At 45.7% G+C, this 22,129-nt stretch carries 23 protein-coding genes and 1 other RNA gene; 8 read left to right on the top strand and 16 right to left on the bottom strand.

Translation table 11 applies throughout. The features are described from left to right. Positions 1–17: 17 nt before the first annotated feature. The 4 genes from mgtE to ribD form a co-directional block, all read right to left on the bottom strand. On the bottom strand, positions 18–1,367 hold the full coding sequence (gene mgtE, locus EWM62_RS02360; RefSeq protein ID WP_129875027.1) for a magnesium transporter: 1,350 nt from the start codon (positions 1,365–1,367) through the stop codon (positions 18–20). A gap of 238 nt (positions 1,368–1,605) precedes the next feature. Next, positions 1,606–2,220 (bottom strand): IMPACT family protein, encoded by a 615-nt coding sequence (locus EWM62_RS02355; RefSeq protein ID WP_203234962.1) that lies wholly within the window; start codon positions 2,218–2,220, stop codon positions 1,606–1,608. Between the two features lie 7 nt (positions 2,221–2,227). Then, entirely contained in the window at positions 2,228–3,091 is an 864-nt protein-coding gene (locus tag EWM62_RS02350) for an EamA/RhaT family transporter (protein WP_129875025.1), read from the bottom strand. A gap of 11 nt (positions 3,092–3,102) precedes the next feature. Beyond that, the gene (gene ribD / locus EWM62_RS02345) at positions 3,103–4,155 is read right to left on the bottom strand and encodes a bifunctional diaminohydroxyphosphoribosylaminopyrimidine deaminase/5-amino-6-(5-phosphoribosylamino)uracil reductase RibD (protein WP_129875024.1); all 1,053 of its coding nucleotides are present in this window, start codon (positions 4,153–4,155) and stop codon (positions 3,103–3,105) included. Between the two features lie 33 nt (positions 4,156–4,188). On the opposite strand from ribD, the gene prmC reads away from it, so the two are divergent. From prmC to EWM62_RS02330, 3 genes are all read left to right on the top strand, one after another. Beyond that, positions 4,189–5,055 carry a peptide chain release factor N(5)-glutamine methyltransferase gene (prmC, locus tag EWM62_RS02340; protein WP_129875023.1) on the top strand — a complete coding sequence of 289 codons (867 nt, stop codon included), beginning with the start codon at positions 4,189–4,191 and terminating at the stop codon, positions 5,053–5,055. 168 nt (positions 5,056–5,223) lie between these two features. Beyond that, positions 5,224–5,322: signal recognition particle sRNA small type (gene ffs / locus EWM62_RS02335), an RNA gene on the top strand. 104 nt (positions 5,323–5,426) lie between these two features. Continuing rightward, positions 5,427–6,383 carry a YpdA family putative bacillithiol disulfide reductase gene (locus EWM62_RS02330; protein WP_129875022.1) on the top strand — a complete coding sequence of 319 codons (957 nt, stop codon included), beginning with the start codon at positions 5,427–5,429 and terminating at the stop codon, positions 6,381–6,383. A 76-nt stretch (positions 6,384–6,459) separates the two neighbouring features. Here the strand turns inward: EWM62_RS02330 and EWM62_RS02325 are convergent, their stop codons facing one another. Next, positions 6,460–6,891 carry a DUF1801 domain-containing protein gene (locus EWM62_RS02325; protein ID WP_129875021.1) on the bottom strand — a complete coding sequence of 144 codons (432 nt, stop codon included), beginning with the start codon at positions 6,889–6,891 and terminating at the stop codon, positions 6,460–6,462. Positions 6,892–7,384: 493 nt separating this feature from the next. After that, positions 7,385–7,597, bottom strand: a complete 213-nt coding sequence (locus EWM62_RS02320; protein ID WP_129875020.1) for a hypothetical protein — start codon at positions 7,595–7,597, stop codon at positions 7,385–7,387. A 40-nt stretch (positions 7,598–7,637) separates the two neighbouring features. Between EWM62_RS02320 and EWM62_RS02315 the strand changes: the two genes are divergently transcribed. Beyond that, the gene (locus tag EWM62_RS02315) at positions 7,638–9,422 is read left to right on the top strand and encodes a tetratricopeptide repeat protein (protein ID WP_129875019.1); all 1,785 of its coding nucleotides are present in this window, start codon (positions 7,638–7,640) and stop codon (positions 9,420–9,422) included. A gap of 244 nt (positions 9,423–9,666) precedes the next feature. Here the strand turns inward: EWM62_RS02315 and EWM62_RS02310 are convergent, their stop codons facing one another. From EWM62_RS02310 to EWM62_RS02295, 4 genes are all read right to left on the bottom strand, one after another. Then, positions 9,667–10,764 (bottom strand): AAA family ATPase, encoded by a 1,098-nt coding sequence (locus EWM62_RS02310; RefSeq protein ID WP_129875018.1) that lies wholly within the window; start codon positions 10,762–10,764, stop codon positions 9,667–9,669. A gap of 399 nt (positions 10,765–11,163) precedes the next feature. Beyond that, positions 11,164–11,820 carry a peptide-methionine (S)-S-oxide reductase MsrA gene (msrA, locus tag EWM62_RS02305; protein WP_129875017.1) on the bottom strand — a complete coding sequence of 219 codons (657 nt, stop codon included), beginning with the start codon at positions 11,818–11,820 and terminating at the stop codon, positions 11,164–11,166. A gap of 140 nt (positions 11,821–11,960) precedes the next feature. Next, the gene (locus tag EWM62_RS02300) at positions 11,961–12,203 is read right to left on the bottom strand and encodes a DUF3820 family protein (protein ID WP_238989261.1); all 243 of its coding nucleotides are present in this window, start codon (positions 12,201–12,203) and stop codon (positions 11,961–11,963) included. A gap of 24 nt (positions 12,204–12,227) precedes the next feature. Then, a complete protein-coding gene (locus EWM62_RS02295) occupies positions 12,228–13,160 on the bottom strand; it encodes an MBL fold metallo-hydrolase (RefSeq protein ID WP_129875016.1) in 933 nt (310 codons plus the stop codon). Between the two features lie 272 nt (positions 13,161–13,432). Here EWM62_RS02295 and EWM62_RS02290 point away from each other — a divergent pair, with 272 nt between their 5' ends. Further along, a complete protein-coding gene (locus tag EWM62_RS02290) occupies positions 13,433–13,657 on the top strand; it encodes a hypothetical protein (RefSeq protein WP_129875015.1) in 225 nt (74 codons plus the stop codon). Between the two features lie 11 nt (positions 13,658–13,668). Continuing rightward, a complete protein-coding gene (locus tag EWM62_RS02285; RefSeq protein ID WP_129875014.1) occupies positions 13,669–14,619 on the top strand; it encodes an aldo/keto reductase in 951 nt (316 codons plus the stop codon). Between the two features lie 77 nt (positions 14,620–14,696). On the opposite strand, the gene EWM62_RS02280 is transcribed toward EWM62_RS02285, so the two are convergent. Continuing rightward, entirely contained in the window at positions 14,697–15,476 is a 780-nt protein-coding gene (locus EWM62_RS02280) for a hypothetical protein (RefSeq protein ID WP_129875013.1), read from the bottom strand. A 200-nt stretch (positions 15,477–15,676) separates the two neighbouring features. Between EWM62_RS02280 and EWM62_RS02275 the strand changes: the two genes are divergently transcribed. Next, the gene (locus tag EWM62_RS02275) at positions 15,677–16,990 is read left to right on the top strand and encodes a PQQ-dependent sugar dehydrogenase (protein WP_129875012.1); all 1,314 of its coding nucleotides are present in this window, start codon (positions 15,677–15,679) and stop codon (positions 16,988–16,990) included. 52 nt (positions 16,991–17,042) lie between these two features. Here the strand turns inward: EWM62_RS02275 and EWM62_RS02270 are convergent, their stop codons facing one another. The 5 genes from EWM62_RS02270 to EWM62_RS02250 form a co-directional block, all read right to left on the bottom strand. Further along, positions 17,043–17,564, bottom strand: a complete 522-nt coding sequence (locus tag EWM62_RS02270; protein ID WP_129875011.1) for a tetratricopeptide repeat protein — start codon at positions 17,562–17,564, stop codon at positions 17,043–17,045. A gap of 379 nt (positions 17,565–17,943) precedes the next feature. Continuing rightward, the gene (locus tag EWM62_RS02265) at positions 17,944–18,192 is read right to left on the bottom strand and encodes a hypothetical protein (protein ID WP_129875010.1); all 249 of its coding nucleotides are present in this window, start codon (positions 18,190–18,192) and stop codon (positions 17,944–17,946) included. A 34-nt stretch (positions 18,193–18,226) separates the two neighbouring features. After that, positions 18,227–18,976 carry an ABC transporter ATP-binding protein gene (locus EWM62_RS02260; protein WP_129875009.1) on the bottom strand — a complete coding sequence of 250 codons (750 nt, stop codon included), beginning with the start codon at positions 18,974–18,976 and terminating at the stop codon, positions 18,227–18,229. Then, positions 18,973–19,839, bottom strand: coding sequence for an ABC transporter permease (locus tag EWM62_RS02255; RefSeq protein WP_129875008.1), 867 nt, complete (start codon positions 19,837–19,839; stop codon positions 18,973–18,975). The genes EWM62_RS02260 and EWM62_RS02255 overlap by 4 nt, the downstream gene beginning before the upstream one ends. Beyond that, a complete protein-coding gene (locus EWM62_RS02250) occupies positions 19,839–20,810 on the bottom strand; it encodes an ABC transporter substrate-binding protein (protein ID WP_129875007.1) in 972 nt (323 codons plus the stop codon). The genes EWM62_RS02255 and EWM62_RS02250 overlap by 1 nt, the downstream gene beginning before the upstream one ends. Positions 20,811–20,971: 161 nt before the next feature. Here EWM62_RS02250 and EWM62_RS02245 point away from each other — a divergent pair, with 161 nt between their 5' ends. Continuing rightward, positions 20,972–22,117: a methionine aminotransferase gene (locus EWM62_RS02245; protein WP_129875006.1), complete on the top strand. Its 1,146-nt coding sequence runs from the start codon at positions 20,972–20,974 to the stop codon at positions 22,115–22,117. The last annotated feature ends 12 nt before the right edge of the window (positions 22,118–22,129 follow it).

Raw genomic sequence — 22,129 nt, 5'->3', positions numbered from 1 at the left:
AATTTTTATTTTCAAAATTATAATAAAAGTTGGCTTGCAAGCCACAAAGGCAGTAAAAATCCAATACAGTCGGTAAAAGTGGTAATGATGATGGATGATGCTACGGCGGGGTCAATCCCTACCCTTTTCAATATCAGCGGGATGCCTGCGCCTGTTAAACCGGCTACAACTAAATTGCCGGTCATGGCTAAAAACAGCACAAGCCCCAGCATGGGGTTTTTATCGTAAAATATCGCGAATATCAATACAATAAGCCCGTTGGCGCCGCCATTTATCAATCCTACCAAAAATTCTTTTATAACGGTGCGGTAAGTTTGCCTGTCGCTAAGGTCGCTTAACGATATACGCCTTACCGTTACAGCAAGCGCCTGTGTAGCTGCATTACCGCCCATACCGCCTATAATGGTTACATAAGCTACAATAATGGGCAGTTCCTCTTCTACATGTGTAAACTGCCTGATAACCGATGCCGCTAAAAAAGCGGTGCCAAGGTTTACTATCAGCCAGGGCAAACGGCTTTTCACGGCATCCTGCCAGTTACCGCTCAGTTCCTCATCTTCCGATACACCCGAGATTTTCAATATATCCTCTGTATTCTCGGCTTCCATAACGTCGATGATATCATCAACTGTAATGCGGCCCAGCAATTTCATATCATCATCTACCACGGGGATGGTGGTAAGGTTATATTGTGAAATGAGTTTGGCTACCTCTTCCTGGTCAAGCTCGGCCTTAACGTATACAAAATCGGCCTGTACCAGATCGCGCACTTTAGCCTCGCTGCGGGCCTTAATAATATCTTTTATTGATACAATGCCCTGCAGGGTTTTATGATCATCTACCACGTAAATGGTATAAAACTCCTCCATTTCTTCCGACTGGCGGATGATCTCGTCCAGCGCGCCTTTTTTATCCAAGTTAATGTTCACGCAAATAACCTCCGAGTTCATCAAACCACCGGCGGTGTCTTCGTGGTAACTTAACAGCGCGCGGATACTGGTAGCATCTTCCTGGTCGATATCCTCTAATATCTCCTGCTGGTCCTGTTCGTCAAGCTGCGAGATGATATCCGTGGCCACGTCATAATCCATCTCCTCAACAATGTCAGATCGTTTCTCGGGATGAAGGCTGATCAACAAGTCTTCCGGGTGCGATTCCTCGGTCATTTCCGAGATCACTTCAGAAGCTATCTCGGTCGACAGGGTGTTGATGATGCGCTCTTTTGCTTCCTGCGGAAGCTTTTCAAACAGTATGGCAATCTCCGAAGCATGGTAATCCTTCAGAACCTCCTGTAATTCAGCATCATCACCATCAAGGGCGGTTTTAATGCGCAGCAGGTCGGTTTTATCTATTTCAAAAGATTGCATATGCAGGCAAAATAAGCAATTTTAGTGAGAAGCTGAACCGGGATTTATGGGATTTTTAAGATTGATGGGATTTTGTCTGAACATACCGTATTTGTCTGAACCGGGATTTTTAGGATTTATACGATTACAGGATTTTTAAAAGCGTGGGGTAAAAGGTCAGAGCGGGCGGATGAATATAGTAGTACACTTTTCACGAGAGGTGCCGATCCGTTATCCAACGGACGGCATGACGATTTTTCTACCCACTGTAATTATAAACCGTCTTTACCCCGCTCACTTTGTTCAGCTTGCTCATTACTCCTTCTACCTGCGTTTTACGTACTGAGAACTTGATGGTGCAATTCAGTTCGGATAGTTGCTCCAGGATCTGCAGCTGTTCGTCTTTTATAATGCGCATTACATCATTCATCTGCACATAATCAAAGGTGATGGTGTAAATGTCGTTCACCGTTTTTTCTATCACCTGCGCGGCATCAAGGGCCATTTCGGTAGCGGTTTTATAGGCGTTTATCAGGCCGGGCACACCAAGCAGCGTACCGCCGAAATAACGTACCACTACTACCAGCACATTGGTGATATTGCGGGAAAGCAGTGTGTTTAGTATCGGCCTGCCCGCGGTGCCGGATGGTTCTCCATCGTCGTTTACGCGAAAAACGGAGCGATCTATCCCCAGCCGAATTGCCCAGCAATGGTGATTGGCTTTGGGGTGTTCGGCTTTCAGGCTGGCTACGATGGCTTTGAGATCGTTATCCGATGTAACCGGGTAAGCATACCCCAGGAATTTACTGCCACGGTCGCGAAAGATACTTTCCGCAGGTTGGGCGATGGTTTTGTAAGTATCGTCGAAAAGCATCAGTCGGTTAAGAAACAGTAATTACTACAATGGCCACAACGGCCAGCGCCACACCAATTTTGTTAAGTATGCTCAGGCGTTCGTTAAATACTACTAAGCCTACGAGGGTGCCCAGTGCTATTACGCCGATATTCATGGCCGAAAACACGGTTGAAGGGCTTTTGGATAACGCGGTATGCGCTTTAAGGTAAAACAGGATGTTGCCAAAATTAGCCACACCCAAAATCCACCCAAACATTAAGTGCGGCCATTTGATGCGGCTTTGTTTGGTAAATACTTTTACAAGCAGGCTGATAAACGATATCGCGAACGCCAGCAGATATATAAAAAACAAGGATGTTGTATAAGGGATGGCCGTAAAGGCCGCTACTTTTTTAAACAGGATATCTATAGCACCAAAACCAAAAAATACAATGAGCAGATAGATCCAGGCGTTTGACAGCACCTTGCGGTTTGCCGTTTGCTTTTGCCACGGTATAGAACACAGTATCGCGGCAAAGCCTATAATTATCCCTATTGCTTTTAGCGTGTTAAGGTGGTCGCCAAATAATAAAAATGACGCCAGCAGGGGTATAAACAGCGACAGCCTTTGGGCCACATCCGTGCGTACAATACCCGCCACCCGTACCGATGCTGCCATGATCCAGAAGATCAGCGGGAGCAAAATGCCTACGGCAATATAAATGCCTAACGGTGCCTGGCTAAAGCTGAATGTTTGTACCTGCGGTTTAAAAAACAGCCAGGTAAGCAGTATAGCCATGCTGTAATTCCAGGTAATGGCCTGAAAAATGTCTATCTGGTAGCGCCGGGCAAGTTTCAGCAGTATAGAAACAATAACGCTGCAGCAAATACTTAAAAAAACGTACAACATTGTTTAATAGGTTATGTAGGCAGATTGGTTACTATCTGTAAGCTATCGGCGCCAACGGCATATTCACCGGCATTGGTGCCAATTACAACCGGCGCTTTTATCCCGTTTTGCAATACAGACGGCCCTGTAAAAATACGTGCTTCATCCCACAAACCCGCATCAATAAACGAGTTTAATGTGTGCGCCCCACCCTCAATAATTACCGACTGCAGATCCTGCAGGTACAACTGGAACAAGATATACTGCGGTACAAAGCGGTCAAAATCTTCCAGGGCAATATATTTATTCTTACCATCAATATCGGTTTTTACTTCGTTAAATATCAATGTTTCAACCGATTGGTCAAAAACATTTAAAGTTTTACTCAACTCCAGTCTTCGATCAATCACCACCCGCTTTGGCGAATTGCCTTCGGCGTAGCGCACATTCAACTGCGGGTTATCGGCCAGTATGGTGTTCTTGCCAACCAGTATGGCATCCTCTTCGGCGCGCCATTGGTGAACCAGCTTGCGGCTCTCGGGGCCGGTGATCCAGTGCTGGCTGCCATCTGCCGGGGCAAAAAAGCCATCGGCGGTTTGCGCCCATTTTAATATGATATACGGCCTTTGCTTTTGCACACGGGTAAAAAAGCGACGGTTTAGCCACCGGCATTCTTTTTCCAACATGCCTACTGTAACCTCTACTCCTGCCGCCTTTAGCTTTTCAATCCCTTTACCATCCACCCGGGCAAACGGGTCGCGGCAGCCAACCACTACTTTTGGGATGCGGTGTTTAATAATCAGATCGGCACAAGGCGGTGTTTTGCCATAATGCGCGCAGGGTTCCAGCGAAACATAAATGGTGCTGTGCAGCAGCAGGTCGGCGTGGTTATCGTAGTTGGCAATCACCATGTTAACGGCATTTACCTCGGCATGGGCTTCGCCGTATTTTTGGTGGTAGCCCTCGCCTATTATCTTGCCCTCATGAACTATCACGGCGCCAACCATCGGGTTCGGACTAACCCTGCCTGCGCCTAAAGCGGCCAATTCCAGGCAGCGCTGCATATATATTTCGTGAATTGCCATTGTGCAAAAGTAGGTTTTATGTTACTTTGTTGCATGAAAACTATTAAGGATGTATTCCTGAACTTTCAGCAAGGGTTAATTGAGGTGTATGATACGCGTGAGATAGAATCGATTGCCCTGCTGGTGCTGGAAGAAATTACAGGTACATCCCGCGCCCAAATAAAGGCTTTCCCGGAGGATGATGTGCCCGGCGAAGCACTTGAAAAGATCCAAAGCATCCTTGATGAATTAAAAACCGGCAAGCCTGTTCAATACATTTTAGGCAGTACGGAGTTTTACGGACTTAATTTTTTAGTGAACCCCGCCACGCTGATACCCCGGCCCGAGACGGAGGAGTTAGTGGAATGGGTCCTTGAAAGTCAAAAGTCGAAAGTAAAAAGTAAAAAGTCGGTTTCGATATTGGATATCGGTACGGGTAGCGGATGTATCGCCATCAGCATAAAAAAGAACCTGCCGGATGCTGTGGTTACCGCTATTGATATTTCTGCGGATGCTTTACATACTGCCAGGCAAAACGCTGTGATCAACGATGTTGAGGTTAGTTTTATTCAAGACGATATCCTCAACACAAAATTCGAAATGGGAAATTCGAAATTCGATATCATCATCTCCAACCCTCCTTATGTTACCCTGGAAGATAAACTCAGAATGCACCAAAATGTAACCAATTTTGAACCCCACACCGCACTGTTTGTACCCGCGCACGATCCACTGGTATTTTACAAGGCCATCGCGGATTATGCGTTAACGCGCCTCAACAAAAACGGCCTTTTATTCCTGGAGATAAACGAAAGCTTTGGTAAAGAAACGGCTGACCTGCTAACCGTTAAAGGTTTTACCCGTATCGAGTTACGTAAGGATATGAGCGTCAAGGACAGGATGGTGAAGGCGGTAAAATGATAGTTGTTAAACCCCGCGGGGAATAGCTATACCATCACCTGCTTATTAAACCGCTGCACTAAACACCTGCAACAGATTATCAGCCTGATAATCAACACATCCGCCACGCTATTTCCTTTTTTAATAATTTGTTAACCTAAAATGCATCCTTTTTCTATCTTTGCGGCGGGATAAGTCTTTTACGGCCAGCTCCTCTTGAACTCCCCCAGGGTGGGAACGCAGCAAGGGTAGAGAGTTGAGCGGCGCGATAAAAGTAGCTTATCCCATTTTTTTTGTCCCGGATTTTTCTATACCCGGCATCTCTTCAAAATTTGACATTCGGCATTCATTATTCCATATTATCTTCCCGGCAAACTGCCTATCTTAGCACCATGCTGGATATATTGATTATTGGCGGCGGCCCCATTGGTTTGGCATGCGGACTGGCAGCCCAAAAGGCCGGTTTAAGCTTTGTTATTGTCGAAAAGGGCTGCCTGGTAAATTCGCTGTACAATTACCCCTCTACCATGACATTCTTCTCCACGTCCGAAAAACTGGAGATCGGCGGCGTGCCCTTTGTAACCGTGCATAACAAACCTACCCGTGCCGACGCGTTGGAGTATTACCGCCGTGTGGCACTATCCAATAACCTGCCGTTAAATTTATTTGAGGAAGTTACCCGCGTTATACCTGTTGAAGGCGGTTATGAAATAACCACCGCTAAAAGCACTTACCGGGCAAAAAAGGTGATCCTGAGTACCGGGTTTTATGATATTGCCGTAAACCTGGACATCCCCGGCGAAGACCTGCCAAAAGTAAAACACTACTACCAGGACCCGCATTACTACACCCTGCAAAAGGTGGTGGTGGTTGGCAGCAGCAACTCGGCCATTGATGTAGCTTTAGAGACCTACCGCAAAGGCGCCGAAGTTACGCTGGTGGTGCGCGGCGACGAGATAAGCAAACGCGTTAAATACTGGGTACGGCCCGATATCCTTAACCGGATAAAGGAAGGCAGCATCAAGGCATATTTTAACTCCGGCCTGGCCGCCATCCGCCAAACCGAGGTGGATATTGATACACCCGATGGCAAGGTAACCATCCCCAACGATTTTGTAATGGCCATGACGGGCTATAAACCCAATTTCGATTTCCTGGCCAAGCTGGGCATCACCCTGTCGAAAGATAAGTTTATACCCACCTACAACCCCGAAACGATGGAAACCAACCAACCCGGCCTGTACCTTGCCGGTGTTGTTTGCGGCGGACTGGACACACACCTGTGGTTCATCGAAAACTCGCGCATCCACGCGGATATGATCATTGGGGATATTGTGAATAAGAAATAGCACAGCCGTAACCACACCAATTTACACTTGGCACCCGTAACGATGGTGCAAGATGTGTTGATGATCCTGCAACCTTTCAATTATCACCCGATAGCTTTACCCCATCCTGTATGGCAGTTATCAGTACATTGGTGTCAATATCTGCCAATTTGTTAAACCTGATGCAGTAGCCCGTTACTTTGGCTTTGCCTATTGCCTTACCGTAGGTTTGGGCCAGGTAAGTTTTATCGGCTACACCAAGGATATAAACAGAGATACCAGTGGTATTTGCGCTGATGCCTGCCTGGAAAAACTCCCTTGTTTTGCCATTGGCATATTTTATGGTGAACGACCCATACCCTACGGTTGGGTTGGTAACCGTTTTGTTTTCATCGTTGGTACCATCATCAAACCACAATTTACAGCCGGGTAACGTATCAAGTATCAGCGTGTGCAAAGCCTGCATCTCGCCGCGCTTTGTTTCGGGCTGGCTGTTTATATAATTTTCAATTTGCCCGGGTACGGTCATGTCGGTATTATTTACAATTTACTACCTGTAAATATAAAGCAACCACCCGGTAGCGAAAATTTATTTGAGATATATTTTGAACGCTGTTGTGAGCAGCTACACACATCTGAAAAGGCTAAACCGGCATTCCCGCTGTGAAAGGTGCTCCGCGCTTTTCTCCCTTGTCATCCTGAGCGATAGCGAAGGATCTATTAACAAACTGTGCATGACCATTAAGCATGCAGGCGATCAGATGCTTCACGATGTTCTGCATGACAGAGTGGTGAAAACAATGGGGAAAATAGCGGCGCAATGGCCTCGTGCGATTCCTTCCCCACGGGAAGGTGCAGGAAGGGGTTTATGCGCCCTGCTTGTTATATGTAAGCTGTAACCACAAGCGAGGAGGCTTGCGGTAGCGTGGCTTATCAGCAGGCGATGGGTATAAAACCCATCGCTAATAACCACCCTGCCATTGCGAGCGATAGCGCGGCAATCTCTTTAGGACAAGTAAGCGCTATGCTTTGTAAACCAGTGCCGGGAATACTTCGGCTACAGCAGCCCCGCTTTCTGTACAAGCTTTGCTGCACATGCGCCGCCCTGCCGCGCAGGCAAAGGCTTTTCCGACAATCGGGTTTAGTTGGGTTGGGGTTGTGGGAGTATTGGAAAGGCACTGGCGGTATGTCAGCCATGGACACGCACCACCTAACGAATTAATTATCAAAGTCATTAATTCGAAAAAAAAATAGATATTTAGTTTTTAAACGGATATGGAGAAAATCGAAAACGAATTAATTCTTGAAATTGATAAACTGAAAGACCAAAAGCAATTTCAAAAAATAATTGATTTGCTACCGGAAAAATTATTAGAGAATTATAATAACGCCACACTTTACGCTTTAAAAGCCCGAGCTTTTATGAAATTAGGTAAGTGTGAAGAGGCTAAAAACTACGCTAATAAAGCCATAGAATTGGATCCATTAAATTTTATGGGGTATTTAGCGCGAGGAAATGCTCTGCATTTAAATAAAGCTTTTAAAGAAGCATTATCTGATTACAATATTGCAATAAGTTTAAACCCAAATGAATACTTAAACTATTATAATCGCGCGACTATTAATTCGCTACTGAAAAATTATGACAATGCATTTGAAGATTTTGAGAAATCAATAAACCTCAATCCAAATAATGCATTAATATTTTATAATCGTGCATTATTACTTCAATCTCTTAATAATTATCAAAGAGCCTTAGAAGATTACAATAAAGCAATTTCAATTGATAAAAACTATTATCAAGCTTATAATAATAGGGCTATACTGTTATATAAATTAAAACAGTCTGAAAAAGCAATCAAAGATTTAGACAAAGCAATTGATTTGAATCCAGAATATAAATTGGCATATAACAATAGAGCTATCATTTTTAATAAACTTAAAAAATATGATAAAGCCTTATCTGATTATTCAGAAGCAATAAGAATTGACAAAGATTATGCTTCAGTATATTTTAATCGAGCGATACTGTATAAAAATTTAGGCAAAAATATTTATTCCTTAGACGATTATAAAACATACGCTAAACTTAATGAGTTTGCGAGTGATTCCTATATAAAAATAGCATTATCAGAAATAAAAGATTTAGAAGAAAAAATATCAAATGAATGGTATGAGAAAATATCACTTATTGTTACTAACATAAAAAAGATACTTTTATTTGATGACGGTTATTTAACTCATTACACAAGTTTATCAAGTGCAAAAGCGATAATATTAGGCAACAGTCCTTTGAGATTATCTGAAGGAGCATATTTAAATGATACATCCGAGGGGACTGAGTTACTCAACTTTATAAATTTTCAAATAAAGAATATTACGCCTGAAAATACTATTGAGGAACAGTTTGTTGAAAGACCTTTTATAGGAAGTTTTGTATCTTCAAAAAAGCATAACGATTTAACGCTTTGGAGAATGTATGGGAAGGAAATTGATACTGAGGCCAAAGGTTGCGCTATAACAATTAATAAAAATGATTTTATAAATTTTTTAGAAGATAAGCTAAGTCCTGAAGAGGATGAGGAATTTCATCAAATAGATGAAAAATTTACATTTTATAGAGTGGCTTATAAAGCAAAAGATAAGTTTGTAGTGCCAGATATAAGTACAACAAATAATCGACGCCTTAACAAACTTCTTGTTGACTTGAAAAAAAATGTCGGCGATTTAAAAACTGTTCAAAAAGATCGTATTGCCCAACTCTTGAATGATATTACTTACCTTTTTAAGAGCGCAGAATATCAATACGAACAAGAAGTTAGATTAGTTGTACAAGGTGTTGGGTTTGAAAAGACAATTGACATGCTTAGTATTCCTCCTAGAGTTTATATAAGTTTAATTGACATTGTTCCAGTTTTAGAAAAAATTACAATAGGACCAAAAGTTGAAAAGTCTGATGAGTGGGCTGCTTCATTCAATTATCACATTAAAAAATGTAACAGAACTATGTATGTACAAAAAAACATTGGAATTGTGATTTCTCATTTACCCTTTAAATAATTAAATATACTCGATCGATCCACCCCTTTTGCTTGTCTATGACGAGTGCAAATACGTCCCGTCATTTGCAATGCCCGACGCAATTGCTACCCCACATTAAGTGCTGATTGCAAATCAGCGCAAGTATTATTCTCATCGCTTCATTAACACACCCCTTGCCCCTCTCGAGAGGGGAACCTTTCGCGCATTCCCGATCCTAAATTATAAATCCGAGATCTAAAATCTAACATCCGAAATCGAAAAACTATCCCAACCATCTCCCCAAAGTACTTACAGGCACTTTTAGCTGGGCGCTTATCTGGCGGTAGCTTTGGCCGGTTTGGTGCAGGTCGCGGGCTTGTTGTTGCAGTTGCTGGCGGGCCTGGGCATGGGCGCTTTGCAGGTGGTCGTGTTCTTTGGCGTAGCCTTCAAAGGCGAAGTGCAGGTCGGTGTATTCCTTTTGGATGTGGCAAAGGCAAACGTTGTGCTCGTCGTACATGGTTTTGCGGCTGCGTTGTTTTACCTGTTTAAGGTACAGTTTGCCGGGCCGGGTATGGCTTTTGCCAATGGCGAAGGCGCTGTCGCAAAAGTTGATGATCATTTTGCTGCCCTGCAAATCGTTAACGGTAATGGGTTTATTAGCCATGCGCTTTGGGGTATGTGCCAGCACCAGCATGCTTATGTTATGCTTTTTCTTCAGCGCTTTCAGCCTCTTCATCAGCGGCAGGGCTTCGCGGGCACGTTCGGTACCGGTGGCCATATAGGTAAGGTTATCGATAATTAGCACCTTAGCTTTGGTTTTGTCGATGGCGCTATCGAGGGCCGATTCGAGATAGGCATCATAACTATCGTACAGGGCGGGGTTCTCGGCCTCGGGGTTAAACTCGGCACGGTAAAAGGTATGCCCAAACTGGTGGCTGCCCCACTGGCTATCGTAATAGCGGCTCTCAAACTGTTTGCTGCCCATCTCAAAATCAACATAAAGCACCGGGGTTTGAGCCTCCAGTTGGTTATTGAAGTTGCCGGTACAGCAGCCCTGCGCCAGGTTATTGCCAATTTGCACCGCAAGGATAGATTTGCCCAGGTTGGTATCGGCAAACAGGATGCACATTTCGCCCTCCAGCCAAAGGTCGCCCAGCAGCATGCGCGGCATGGGTTTGCCGTACTCCTGCTTCATCCATTCGCCGGCGGTTTTTACAAACAGCAGGTTGGTTTTTTGCGGGTCGAGGTAAATGGATTCGTCGAGGCCGTGTTTTTTTAAACGCTTTTTATTCTCGTACAATTGTGTACGAATGGCCTCAATCGCCGCCGGGCGGTACAAGCGGCGCGTAGGCGAGATCTGGTAAAAATCTGGTTCGTCCATGAAATTATAATTTCTGTAAATATAAAGAATAATCTTTATTTAACAAAGAAATTATAAAAATCAGGGTGTCCCATTCCGTCCCATTCAGAAACGAGTGGGACACCCATGCAAAAAATCATAAATAATTAATTATAAAATACTTATGCATAAAAGGTTAAAGTATAACTTTAAATAAAACTGATTTTTTTAAATTTGCAAATAGCTGTTTTACAGTAATTTACATTTTTGTCTCGCGTTGTGTAATATTTAGTGGGACAGGGCCTTTAATTTACCTATGTCATTTCGAACGAGGTACGAGGAGAAATCTTATACGAGTAGTAGGCGTAGATTGGCAATATGTATAAGATTTCTCGTCGCTACGCTTCCCTCGAAATGACAATTTGTTATTTAAGAGGCTCCTTATTTCTGAAACTCCGGCTTCAACTCCGCTTTCATTGCCTTACGGAACTTCATCACCTTAGGTTCAGATACGCTGCTGATGTAGGGGTTATCGCCGTTAGTGCGGTAATAACCCTGGTGGTATTTCTCGGCCGGGTAAAAGGCCTTGTAAGGTACAACCTGGGTAACTATAGGGTTGCTATAATGCTTGGTTTCGTTCACCTTTTTTATAACGCTTAGCAGGGTGTTCTTCTCAGCATCGTTGCGATAAAATACGATAGAGCGGTAATCGGTACCTACATCAGGCCCCTGGCGGTTAAGCGTAGTAGGGTCGTGCGCGAAGAAGAAGGCCTCGGCCAGTGTGGCAAAGCTTATCACTTTTGGGTTATAGTAGATCTGGGTAACTTCGGCATGGTTGGTGGTGCGGTCACTCACCTGTTCGTAAGTTGGATTTTTGGTATTGCCCCCTGCATAGCCCGACACCACTTTGTTTACGCCTTTCAGTTCGCTCATGGCCTCGCTCATGCTCCAGAAACAGCCGCCGCCAAAGGTGGCTACAGCTTCGCCTGCAGCCGGACTGGGTACCGCCGCAAAATCGTTACGGTTTTGTTTAGTTTGCCCGTTTGCGCAACCCGTAAACATCAAAAGTGCCGCAAAATATATTACTAAATTTTTCATGATAGTTTTTTTATCTGTTTAGTAGTATTTACGCAAACAACCTTACAGCGGTTTAAGTAAATCAGTCATCAAAAGGTAATTGTTAGCAATAACCTTCACTATGGATTATAGACCATCGACTATGGACTATCGACTATCGACTATGAACGCCCCCCGTACTTAAACTTTATCTGCCGCAGTATCTGGTCAACCCCGTTGCTTTTTATCTCGAACACGGTGCTCAGCATCATCCCCAGTTTGCCCGGCGGGAAACCCTGTTTATGCATCCACTCCAGGTAGCTGATAGGCATATCGCAAAGCAGCGTATTTTTGTACTTGCCAAAGGGCATTCGGGTGTTTACAATATCAATTAAAACCTGGGGGTCGGGTACTATCTTTTCCACGCTGTAAATGTAGAACAATATTGCTTAGCTCCATATTTTACCGGCCTGCCTTACCAATAAAAAGCTCAGTACGGTTGCTGCAATGGCAATGGTAGCGGTACGTTTCATGGTGCCCCGGTATGGCGGTATATAGCGCACGCCGTTCTCGTCGGATATGGCCCCGTGGCCAACGTACCGCCCGCTTTGTGGTACCGCAATGCTCTCGAACCTGTTGGCCAGCAGGTTTAGCCCGGTAGAAAGCTCTCGCCCCCGCATTACCGGGCCGTGCCCTGTAGCTGCTATACGGGGCTGCAAAGCTGCCAGCTTCCGTACCGATTTTGCCGCCGCTATCCAGTCGGATGTGATGGACCTTGGCGGGCCGCTCAGCTTTTTGTGGTAAGTTAATATCGATAACGCCGACTCCGACTGCGTGGTGGTAAAGGCGTCGCCGGCTATCAGCGTGGTATTTAGTGGTAAAAACAGCGAAATATGCCCCGGTGTGTGGCCTGGTGTATGGATCACCTTCCATTCGGGTAGTTCGGGGATGCCGTCGTACATATCAATTTCCCGCAGGTTGCGGCTCACGTTAATGGGCGTTGTGGGCCAGATCCCCGATATCAGGGTCATCAGGCCCCCGCCTGCTTCCGGGTCGGCCGGCGGGTACGATGAGCGGCCGGTTAAATACGGCATTTCCATTTTATGGGCGTAAACGGGTACGTTCCAGTATTTCAATAGTTCGGGCAGCGCGCCGGCGTGGTCGGCATGGCCGTGGGTAAGCACAATAGCGCTGGGCCGTGTACCCGGGCCAAATATAGCTTCGGCCATGGCAATAATTTTAGCAGCCGAGCCTTTGATGCCGGTATCAACCAAAACCCATCCCTTACCAATGCCGCGGCGGTTGGCAATCATGTAAACATTTACAAAAAATATCCGCATCCCCCATACACCCTGCGCCACCTGGAAATATCTCATCTTCATTATAAAACTAAAATTTAATTGGTTGTATGCTTAACAGTTAGCCCCTGTTAATAGTTTTAAGGCTGTTTAATTAGTTGGGGGCGTTCCCTGCGGTCAGGCTTTACACTCATACGCCTGCAGGCCTTAGGCGCGGGCCGGTCCAAAGGACTCCTTCGGAGTATCCGTTTCAATCCTTAACGCGTTTTATCGGCATCAATCATAATAGCGGCTTAATTCAAACCAATCCAAACACAAACCCTATAGCCGTGTTAAAAATATAAACAAACTTAATTATGGAACAACAACTTGAAGCGGTGCTAACCGGTTCTGACAGCCCAGTTAACGGGATAGTTACGCAAGCAACCAACGGAATTTACGAATTTAACTCGCTCGACGGGAGCCTGCAACTCACCATAGCCCGTAACGAACATGGCCGTTGGGAACGCATTGCAGGATCGGAGCCCTATCTTTCGGGATGGGTGGATGAACTGGCAGAGCAGGTAGGCGTATCTTTATAATACTATTGCATATGGAAAAGCGCGAATTAGGCAGATCGGGCATTTGGGTACAGCCCTTTTGCTTCGGCGGTAACGTATTTGGCTGGACGGCCGACCAAAAGGCCTCCTTTGCCCTGCTGGATGCTTTTATAGATGCCGGGTTTGATTTTGTGGATACGGCCGATGTTTACTCCAAATGGGTGCCCGGCAATACCGGCGGCGAATCAGAAACTATTATTGGCAACTGGCTGAAACAGGGTGGCAAACGGGATAAAGTGATACTGGCTACCAAAGTCGGCAAGCCTATGGGCGAGGGTAAAAAGGGACTTTCAAAAGATTACATTACCCGGGCGGTGGAAGATTCGCTTAAGCGACTAAAAACCGATTACATCGACCTGTACCAATCGCACGAGGACGACCCTAATACGCCGTTAACCGAAACAATGGAAACCTTTACCGACCTGATCAAACAAGGCAAGGTACGCGCCATAGGGGCATCAAACTTAAGCGCCGACAGGTTTCGGGAGGCTTTACAGGTGAGCAGAGATAATGGCTTCGCCCGCTACGAAACTTTGCAGCCCGAATATAACCTGTACGACCGCGAGGATTACGAGCGGCTGTACGAATCGTTATGCCGCGAGAGCAATATCGGTGTAATAACCTATTACTCGCTGGCAAGCGGCTTCCTTACAGGTAAATACCGTTCAGAGGCCGATCTTAACAAGAGCAAACGCGGCGGGGGTATCAAAAAATACCTTAACGGACGTGGCTATAAAATTTTAGGCGCTTTAGATAAGGTAGCCGAAGAATATAACACCACGCCCGCAAGCGTTGCATTAGCATGGGTAATGGCAAGGCCGGGCATCACCGCCCCTATCGCCAGCGCAACCAGCATACCGCAATTAAACGACCTCACTAAAGCCGCCCAACTCAACCTAAGTGGCGAAGCTATTGAACTGTTAACCTCGGCAAGCAGCTATTAAACCAATATTTCAACAAAGCAAAAAAAGCCATCCGTTAGCTAACGGATGGCTTTTGCATATATGTCGGGGTGGTTATATTAAAACCTTGCCTGGCGATGCGCGCCGCCAAACCCACCTTTGTTTTGGGCTAATTTAAAATTGTCGTTACCGCCGCGGTTATCCCTGTCGCGACCGCCACCACCACGGTTGTCATTCCTGCTTGGCTGTGATGGCTGTTGCTGACCGCCGCCCCAGCCGCCTCTCCCGCGGCCATTATTATCGCGGTTTGGCTGGTTGTAGCCACCTTGCGGTCTGTCGTTACGGTTGGGTTGGTTAAAGCCACCTTGCGGTCTGTCGTTGCGGTTTGGCTGGTTGTAGCCGCCCTGTGGCCTGTCGTTGCGGTTGTTATTACCCCTGTTCCAGTCGTTATGGTAGTTTGGTCTGCCGGCATAGTTATTATTCCTGCGGTTCCAGTTCCAGTTGTTACGGCTATAATTACCACCCCATTTGCTGCGGTACTGTTCGTGCTGCATGTATGGGCGACGGCCCCTTATTTCGTAACGCTGAGCGGTACGCCAGTTGTAATTGCGGTAAGCGCCGGGCAGGTAAGCTGCCGAGATCCACCTGCCGCCATCCTGGTAATAATAACAATTACGCGGTACGCTGTAATAGGCTTCTACTTCGGGCAGGTAATAATAATCGTCGCTGTCGTCAAACTCGTCATTATCATAAACCATAACGGGTTGCGGTGGCGGGGCCGGTACATATACCCTGCGGGCAGGAATGTTAAAACCTATATGTACAGATATCTGAGCCTGGGCGCTATTGTAAACCAGGCTTCCAAATAATATTGCTGATAGTAAAACTGACTTTCTCATATCCTTAAAATTTATACATCTATGACGGTAACCGTAAGCGATAGTTTAACCGGTATCAGCAATTATACCCATGTACTTACCTTGTAACCATATTTCTACAAACAGATTTGATAATGTATTGTATAATAAAGTAATTTGACAGCCCAATAAAAGAATGGTTTTCCCTGCTGTCGCACATCAATAATTAACACCTGCACCAAATGAAAAACAGACTATTTAAATCCGTAATAGCAACAGTAGCGATTGCGGCATCGATATTATTTAACGCTTGTACCGGCAATGGTAACAAGGGCAATGCCGATAGCGCAGTATCTGCAACAGATACCGCGGCAACAGCATCCGCTGGGTTAACGCTCCAATCAGGCTTTAGTGCAGCTATCCTTGCCGAAAACCTTGGTGGCACACGCCATATAACCGTATCCCCGCAGGGCGATATTTTTGTAAAGCTTGGCAAACCAAAAGATGGCAAGGGCATTATGGTGCTGCACGAAAACAATGGCAAAGCCGATGTTAAAACCGGCTTCGGTGATTTTGGCGGAACGGGTATCTACATTAAAAATGGTTACCTGTACGCTTCATCTGATGAGGATGTTTACCGCTATAAACTGAACGATAAAAATGAGGTTTTGGATAGTACCAAGCCCGAGACCATTGTTAAAGGCCTTATAAACCGCCATCAGCACGAAGCCAAAGCTATTGTTTTGGATGATGCCGGTAACCTGTATGTAAATATCGGCGCTTACTCAAACTCCTGCCAGGTAAAAGACCGCGAAAAAGGCTCTATGGGCCAGCCGGGCTGCCCTATTCTCGACTCGGCAGGAGGTATCTGGCAGTTTAAGGCCGATAAGCTAAACCAGACCTACAAAGATGGTGTGCGCTATGCTACGGGCCTGCGCAACGTGGTTGGCATGGATTGGAATAAACAAAACAACCAGCTTTTTGTAATGCAGCACGGCCGCGATGCCTTACACGACCTGTTCCCGGACCTGTACAACGAAAAACAATCTGCCGAGTTACCTGCCGAATGCCTTTACGCTATTAATAAAGGCGACAATGCAGGCTGGCCTTATATTTATTACGACCAGCAACAAAACAAAAAGATCTTAGCGCCAGAGTACGGCGGCGATGGTAAAAAGGACGGCGACCCCGGCAATAAATATATTAACCCCGCCGCCGCTTATCCCGGCCACCTTGCCCCTAACGGTTTACTGTTTTACACCGGCGACCAGTTTCCGGAGAAATATAAGAACGGTGCTTTCATAGCCTTTCATGGCTCGTGGAACCGCGCGCCCGAGCCACAGGCCGGTTATTACGTGGTTTTCCAGCCGTTTAAAAATGGCAAGCCCGATGGCAAATGGGAAGTATTTGCTGATGGCTTTTCGGGCTCGGCCGAGAATACAGCTAAAGGCAATGCAGAACGCCGCCCATGCGGTTTAGCACAGGGCCCTGATGGTTCTATCTACGTAACCGATGATTCTAAGGGGACGATCTACAAGATCAGCTACAAAAAATAATGCTTCATAATGCAAAAGAAAAGGCCTCGAATATTTTGAGGCCTTTTCTTGTTTAACCGGTAAGCGTATATTGATATACAATACCCTGCCGCATTTTAAGTTTTACGCGGTCGATGCTTTCCTCGGTACTTTCGAGCTGCTCTTTTGTGGTTGTTTCCATGTAGGCATTGCGGTATGCCGCTAAAGCTTTATTCCAGTTTTTGTTTTTCTCGGCATATATGCCCAGCAGTTCATAAATAGAAGCGGCATTAACGCCCGGCGTAGCCAGCGCTGTGGTAGCAACCATTTTAACCTGTTTATCCATTTTCAGGAAAACCACCAGGCTTAGGTAATCGAAATAGTTATCAGGGAATAAAGGATCGATCTCCATACAGGTTTTAAAATGGTAGCCTGCGGTTTGATAGTCCTTCAAATCGTAATAATATATTTTGCCGATCTGGAAATGCGCACGCGCATACAGCGGATCGTTCGCGATCAACTCGTTCAGTAAATTCAGTGCCTTTGGCGTTTCGCCGTATGATAGCTCTTCCACAGCCTGTAAATACTTCTCTTCAATAGTATAATATGTGTCCATAAAAATTTAAAATGTAACCCATGGCAATAGCCTCAGGTGTATGTTCAATAAAAAATAAATTGTGTTTCCTGTGTTTAGCAGGCGACTAAGAGAAGAGTTGGATCCTTGATGCAATGCCCTTCTGCAGCGTGCCCGCGGGCCGCTTATTGGTGTTACAGATAGAGTTATTTAATAGCATCGTTGTATTATTTTGATGCGAAGGTAAAGAATGAAAAGAGGATTTCAAAATGGGGTGAAACCAGGTAAATCAAAAAGCATGTCATTGCGAGCGATAGCGCGGCAATCTCGTAGCCAATGCCATAGCGTCATGCATACGACATACGACGAGATTGCCACGTCGCTACGCTCCTCGCAATGACATATTAGGTATAAAACCCGGTTACGCCGCTATCGCCTGGTTACCCTTGCCTTTTTCGATCAGGTAATTATTCATCAGTTCATTCTCGGAGATGATAACGCTGAAATCTTCGAAGCGTACACCGTCTTCAAAGGCATAAAGCGTGTAGCCGCGTTTGGTACCGTCGTATGGGCCAAGCTCATAAACTTCTTCGTAATTTTTGGCTTTTATTTTTGCGCCGCTCACCAACTGGTAAGCGTCGAATATGTTTTCAAATGTTGTGTTTTTCATAGTATGGATAGCAATACAATTTCTTTGCCAATGTTTATCCAAACCAATCGTACAGTTCATTTTGCTTTAAATTTTGCTTGCCGGTGCCTGCAATATCCTTCAATATCTCCCCCTCGCCCATTTGTATAATGCGCGAACCATAATTGCCCGCGTCCTTTAAATTATGCGTAACCAGTATGGCGGTTAGCTTATATTCCTTGATCAGGTTATTGGCTATGCGCAGTACATTTTCGGCCGATCGGGGGTCGAGCGCGGCGGTGGGCTCGTCCAGTAACAGGATCTTGCAGGTATCCATCACGCTCATTAACAAAGTAAGCGCCTGGCGTTGCCCGCCGGATAGTGTGCCAATGGGCTGTTCTATTTTATCTTCCAGCCCCATACCCAGTGTGGCTATCTTATCGCGCACCAGGGTTTTAAACTTATCGTTTTTACCGATAGAGAGACTTTTAGCTTGCGTGCGAAGAGCGGCTAAACGGAAGTTATCTATAATACTCAGTTCGGCAGCTGTGCCTGTTAAAGGATTTTGGAAGATGCGGGCTATCCATTTGCTTCGTTTATACTCCGGCAGGCGGGTAACGTTATGGCTATCGATAGTGATCGAACCGGAATCGGAAAGAATATTTCCCGCAATCAAGTTAAGCAACGTAGTTTTACCCGAACCGTTTGAACCTACTACCACCATAAAATCGCCGGTATCAATATTCAGGGTCACGTTGTTCACGGCGGTTACCTGGTTAGGCTTGCCGGTATTAAAAGTTTTATAGATGTTGCTTAATTGTATCATGTTTGCCTCCCTGTTAAGCGCGGCAAGCCAACGATCAATAATACAAATACAGCCGTAACCAGTTTAAGCAGGTTAGCGTCGACCCCTATATCCAGCGTAAGCGCCAGCACAAACTGGAATATCACTGCGCCGGCCATCACCAAAATAAGGCTAAGCCAAACTGAAGTTATCTGCAGCCAGTTGATAATGGTTTCGGCAATAATAACCGACCCCAGGCCTACAATTACAATGCCTATCCCCATGCTAATATCGGCAAAGCCTTGTAGCTGCACCATCAGGTATCCACTTAAAGCTGTAAGCGCGTTTGCAAGGGCAAGTCCGGTTATTTTCATGCGGTCGGTGTTCACGCCAAGGGCGCGGATCATGTGTTCGCTGTTACCTGTGGCACGCATGGCTATCCCAAAATCTGTTTTAAGCAGGTAACCGATCAACAGGGTAATTGCCAGCACAAATAACCCTAATATCACCAGGGAATTTTGGTTGGCGTTTGTTAAAAAGTTGACAGCCGAAAACAAGGTAGGCATGCTAAGCAATGGCAGGTTAGAGCGTCCAAGTATGCTGAGGTTGACAGAGTATAAGGCCGTCATCACTAAAATACCGGCCAGCAGGGCGTTTATTTTTAGTTTGGTGTGGATAATACCCGTTAGCGCCCCGGCCAAAGCCCCGGCTAAAAGCACCGCCGATAATATCACATAACCCGGCTGGCTGTGGGTAAGCATCATGCCGGTTACCACGCCACCCAGGGTATAGCTGCCATCGGTAGTGATATCGGGGATGTTAAAGATCTTCATGGAAATGTAAATGCCAAACGCTATCCCCGCGAAACACAATCCCTGCAATAAGGCGGTTAGGTAAAAATCCATTATTTTACGGGTTCAAAGCCGGCGGGCACATTAATGTCGTACTTTTTGGCGGCCGCAGGGTTGTACACGCGCTTGCGTATTTTTACCATTTCCAGCTTTAAGCCATCGGTTTTGCGGGTTTTTAAATATTGCGCGGCCTGCACGCCCGATTGATAGCCCCATTGGTAAATATCGGCGCCAAACGCGGCTACCGCGCCACGCTGCACCAATCCTGCTTCGCTGGTAAATATGGGCACGTTATGTTCGTTGCAGCTTTTCAGGATGGTTTCAAAGGCCGCGAATACGGTATTATCCGGGTTGGCAAAAAACGCGTCGATATTTTTGTTTAGTAGCGATTGTGTAACCAGCAAGGCATCGGCCGATGAGTTTAGCGGCATTGCGATGATAGTTACATGCAGCCTGTCGGCCAGGCCTTTTATGCGCTGCAAAGCATCGGTAGATTGCGGTTCAGACTGGTTATAGATCATCCCTACGGTTAAGCGTGTGCCTTTTGGTTTCAACAACCGCGTTATCAGGGTAAAGGATGTGTCGATGTAGTTTAATTCCTCCATGGTGCCAAACAGGTTTGCAGGGCCTTTACCTACAGCATCAGCCACCTTCATCCTGTCGGGTGTTGGCGATACCATCTGGAAGATAGGGATGGTTTTTGTTTTTTGTATAGCCGCGACGGTAGACAAGGTAGTTGAGGTGGCCAGCAGGTCCACCTTTTCGGCTACGTAATAATTTACTATCTGTGTAAGCGTGGGTATGCTGCCTTGCGCGTTGCGGTATTCTATGTTAACATCTTTGCCGTCGGTAAAACCGTTTTTCCTTAAAGCGTCAACAAAACCGGTTTTCGCCTGCGATATGGTGGCATCTTCAAAGGCATCTACAAAACCTACAACGGGTATTGTGTTTTTTTTGCTGGATGATGAGCAGGAGGCAATTATAATTAGGGATACAAGCAGCGGGAGGATGCGTAAAGGTTTCATGCTACTAAGGTATATAATCAACCCCAAAAAAGAAAAGGATTAAAAAGTACAAGTTGGTGACCGCACGCCATGTACAGGTTAATTTCAGACTAATTCTATTTCAGCCTCATTTTTAAATATTATCTGGTTTCGGTAGTTAAATTGGTTAATTTAGCCCCTGCATGATACCTGTTATTTCTAAATTACCCCAAACCGGGACAAATATCTTTACTACCATGTCGGCACTTGCTGCGGAGCACGGCGCGATAAATTTATCACAGGGTTTCCCCGATTATTCCTGCTCGCCGCAACTTATAGAACTGGTGCACAAAGCCATGAACGATGGCCATAACCAGTATGCCCCAATGGCCGGTGTAATGGCCCTGCGCGAGCAGGTTGCCATTAAAACCGAAAAACTTTACGGCGCGCAGTACAACCCCGATACCGAGATAACCATTACCGCAGGCGGCACGCAGGCTGTATTTACGGCCATCAGCGCGCTGATTCACCCCAACGATGAGGTGATCATGTTCGAGCCGGCTTACGATTGCTACGCCCCTGCTATTAAGCTAATGGGCGGCGTAGTAAAATCTTTAGAACTGGAACCGCCAGATTACCGCATTGCCTGGGACATGGTAAAACGACTGGTGAGCAATAAAACCAAAATGATCATCCTTAATTCGCCGCATAACCCTACCGCTACTATTCTGAGCCGCGAGGATATCGACGAGTTGAGCGCGCTGGTTAAAAACCAGGATATTTTTATCCTGAGCGACGAGGTTTATGAGCACCTGGTATTCGACGGGCAGGAACACCACAGCATGGCCCGTTACCCCGAATTGCAGCAGCGCAGCCTCATCGTGGCCTCATTCGGTAAAACTTTTCATGCTACCGGCTGGAAGATGGGTTACTGCCTTGCCCCGGCTTATTTGATGCAGGAGTTCAGGAAGATCCACCAGTTTTTGGTGTTCAGCGTAAATACCCCTTTACAATACGCCATAGCCGAATACTTAAAGGAAGAAAATACCTACCTGAGCCTGCCGGCCTTTTTCCAGGAAAAGCGCGACCATTTCCGTAACGGACTGGAGCAAAGCCGGTTTCAGCTATTGCCATGTTCGGGTTCTTATTTCCAGTCGGTAACCTATGATGCCATTACAGATGAAAAGGATACCGATTTTGCCATACGCTTAACAAAAGAAATTGGTGTGGCTGCCATACCGGTTTCGGCGTTCTACAGAAAAGGGCTGGACAGGCATGTTCTGCGATTTTGTTTCGCCAAAAGGCAAGAAACATTGGATAAAGCCGTTGATAGACTGATAAAGGTTTAACCTTACGGAAAT

Source organism: Mucilaginibacter terrigena (genome assembly GCF_004168255.1).
In the GTDB taxonomy this organism is placed as follows: domain Bacteria; phylum Bacteroidota; class Bacteroidia; order Sphingobacteriales; family Sphingobacteriaceae; genus Mucilaginibacter; species Mucilaginibacter terrigena.
Note: the sequence above shows the minus strand (reverse complement) of the source record. Positions and strands in the feature narration are given on the sequence as shown.

Excerpts from the sequence above, each read along its gene's own strand:
- EWM62_RS02245 (WP_129875006.1), top strand. The coding sequence starts at position 20,972 with ATGATACCTGTTATTTCTAAATTACCCCAAACCGGGACAAATATCTTT.
- EWM62_RS02270 (WP_129875011.1), bottom strand. The coding sequence starts at position 17,564 with ATGGACACATATTATACTATTGAAGAGAAGTATTTACAGGCTGTGGAA.
- EWM62_RS02290 (WP_129875015.1), top strand. The coding sequence starts at position 13,433 with ATGGAACAACAACTTGAAGCGGTGCTAACCGGTTCTGACAGCCCAGTT.
- EWM62_RS02320 (WP_129875020.1), bottom strand. The coding sequence starts at position 7,597 with ATGACTTTGATAATTAATTCGTTAGGTGGTGCGTGTCCATGGCTGACA.
- EWM62_RS02325 (WP_129875021.1), bottom strand. The coding sequence starts at position 6,891 with ATGACCGTACCCGGGCAAATTGAAAATTATATAAACAGCCAGCCCGAA.
- EWM62_RS02260 (WP_129875009.1), bottom strand. The coding sequence starts at position 18,976 with ATGATACAATTAAGCAACATCTATAAAACTTTTAATACCGGCAAGCCT.
- EWM62_RS02295 (WP_129875016.1), bottom strand. The coding sequence starts at position 13,160 with ATGAAGATGAGATATTTCCAGGTGGCGCAGGGTGTATGGGGGATGCGG.
- prmC (WP_129875023.1), top strand. The coding sequence starts at position 4,189 with ATGAAAACTATTAAGGATGTATTCCTGAACTTTCAGCAAGGGTTAATT.
- EWM62_RS02255 (WP_129875008.1), bottom strand. The coding sequence starts at position 19,839 with ATGGATTTTTACCTAACCGCCTTATTGCAGGGATTGTGTTTCGCGGGG.
- EWM62_RS02265 (WP_129875010.1), bottom strand. The coding sequence starts at position 18,192 with ATGAAAAACACAACATTTGAAAACATATTCGACGCTTACCAGTTGGTG.
- EWM62_RS02350 (WP_129875025.1), bottom strand. The coding sequence starts at position 3,091 with ATGTTGTACGTTTTTTTAAGTATTTGCTGCAGCGTTATTGTTTCTATA.
- EWM62_RS02285 (WP_129875014.1), top strand. The coding sequence starts at position 13,669 with ATGGAAAAGCGCGAATTAGGCAGATCGGGCATTTGGGTACAGCCCTTT.
- EWM62_RS02355 (WP_203234962.1), bottom strand. The coding sequence starts at position 2,220 with ATGCTTTTCGACGATACTTACAAAACCATCGCCCAACCTGCGGAAAGT.
- ribD (WP_129875024.1), bottom strand. The coding sequence starts at position 4,155 with ATGGCAATTCACGAAATATATATGCAGCGCTGCCTGGAATTGGCCGCT.
- EWM62_RS02250 (WP_129875007.1), bottom strand. The coding sequence starts at position 20,810 with ATGAAACCTTTACGCATCCTCCCGCTGCTTGTATCCCTAATTATAATT.
- mgtE (WP_129875027.1), bottom strand. The coding sequence starts at position 1,367 with ATGCAATCTTTTGAAATAGATAAAACCGACCTGCTGCGCATTAAAACC.
- EWM62_RS02315 (WP_129875019.1), top strand. The coding sequence starts at position 7,638 with ATGGAGAAAATCGAAAACGAATTAATTCTTGAAATTGATAAACTGAAA.
- EWM62_RS02330 (WP_129875022.1), top strand. The coding sequence starts at position 5,427 with ATGCTGGATATATTGATTATTGGCGGCGGCCCCATTGGTTTGGCATGC.
- EWM62_RS02280 (WP_129875013.1), bottom strand. The coding sequence starts at position 15,476 with ATGAGAAAGTCAGTTTTACTATCAGCAATATTATTTGGAAGCCTGGTT.
- msrA (WP_129875017.1), bottom strand. The coding sequence starts at position 11,820 with ATGAAAAATTTAGTAATATATTTTGCGGCACTTTTGATGTTTACGGGT.
- EWM62_RS02310 (WP_129875018.1), bottom strand. The coding sequence starts at position 10,764 with ATGGACGAACCAGATTTTTACCAGATCTCGCCTACGCGCCGCTTGTAC.
- EWM62_RS02275 (WP_129875012.1), top strand. The coding sequence starts at position 15,677 with ATGAAAAACAGACTATTTAAATCCGTAATAGCAACAGTAGCGATTGCG.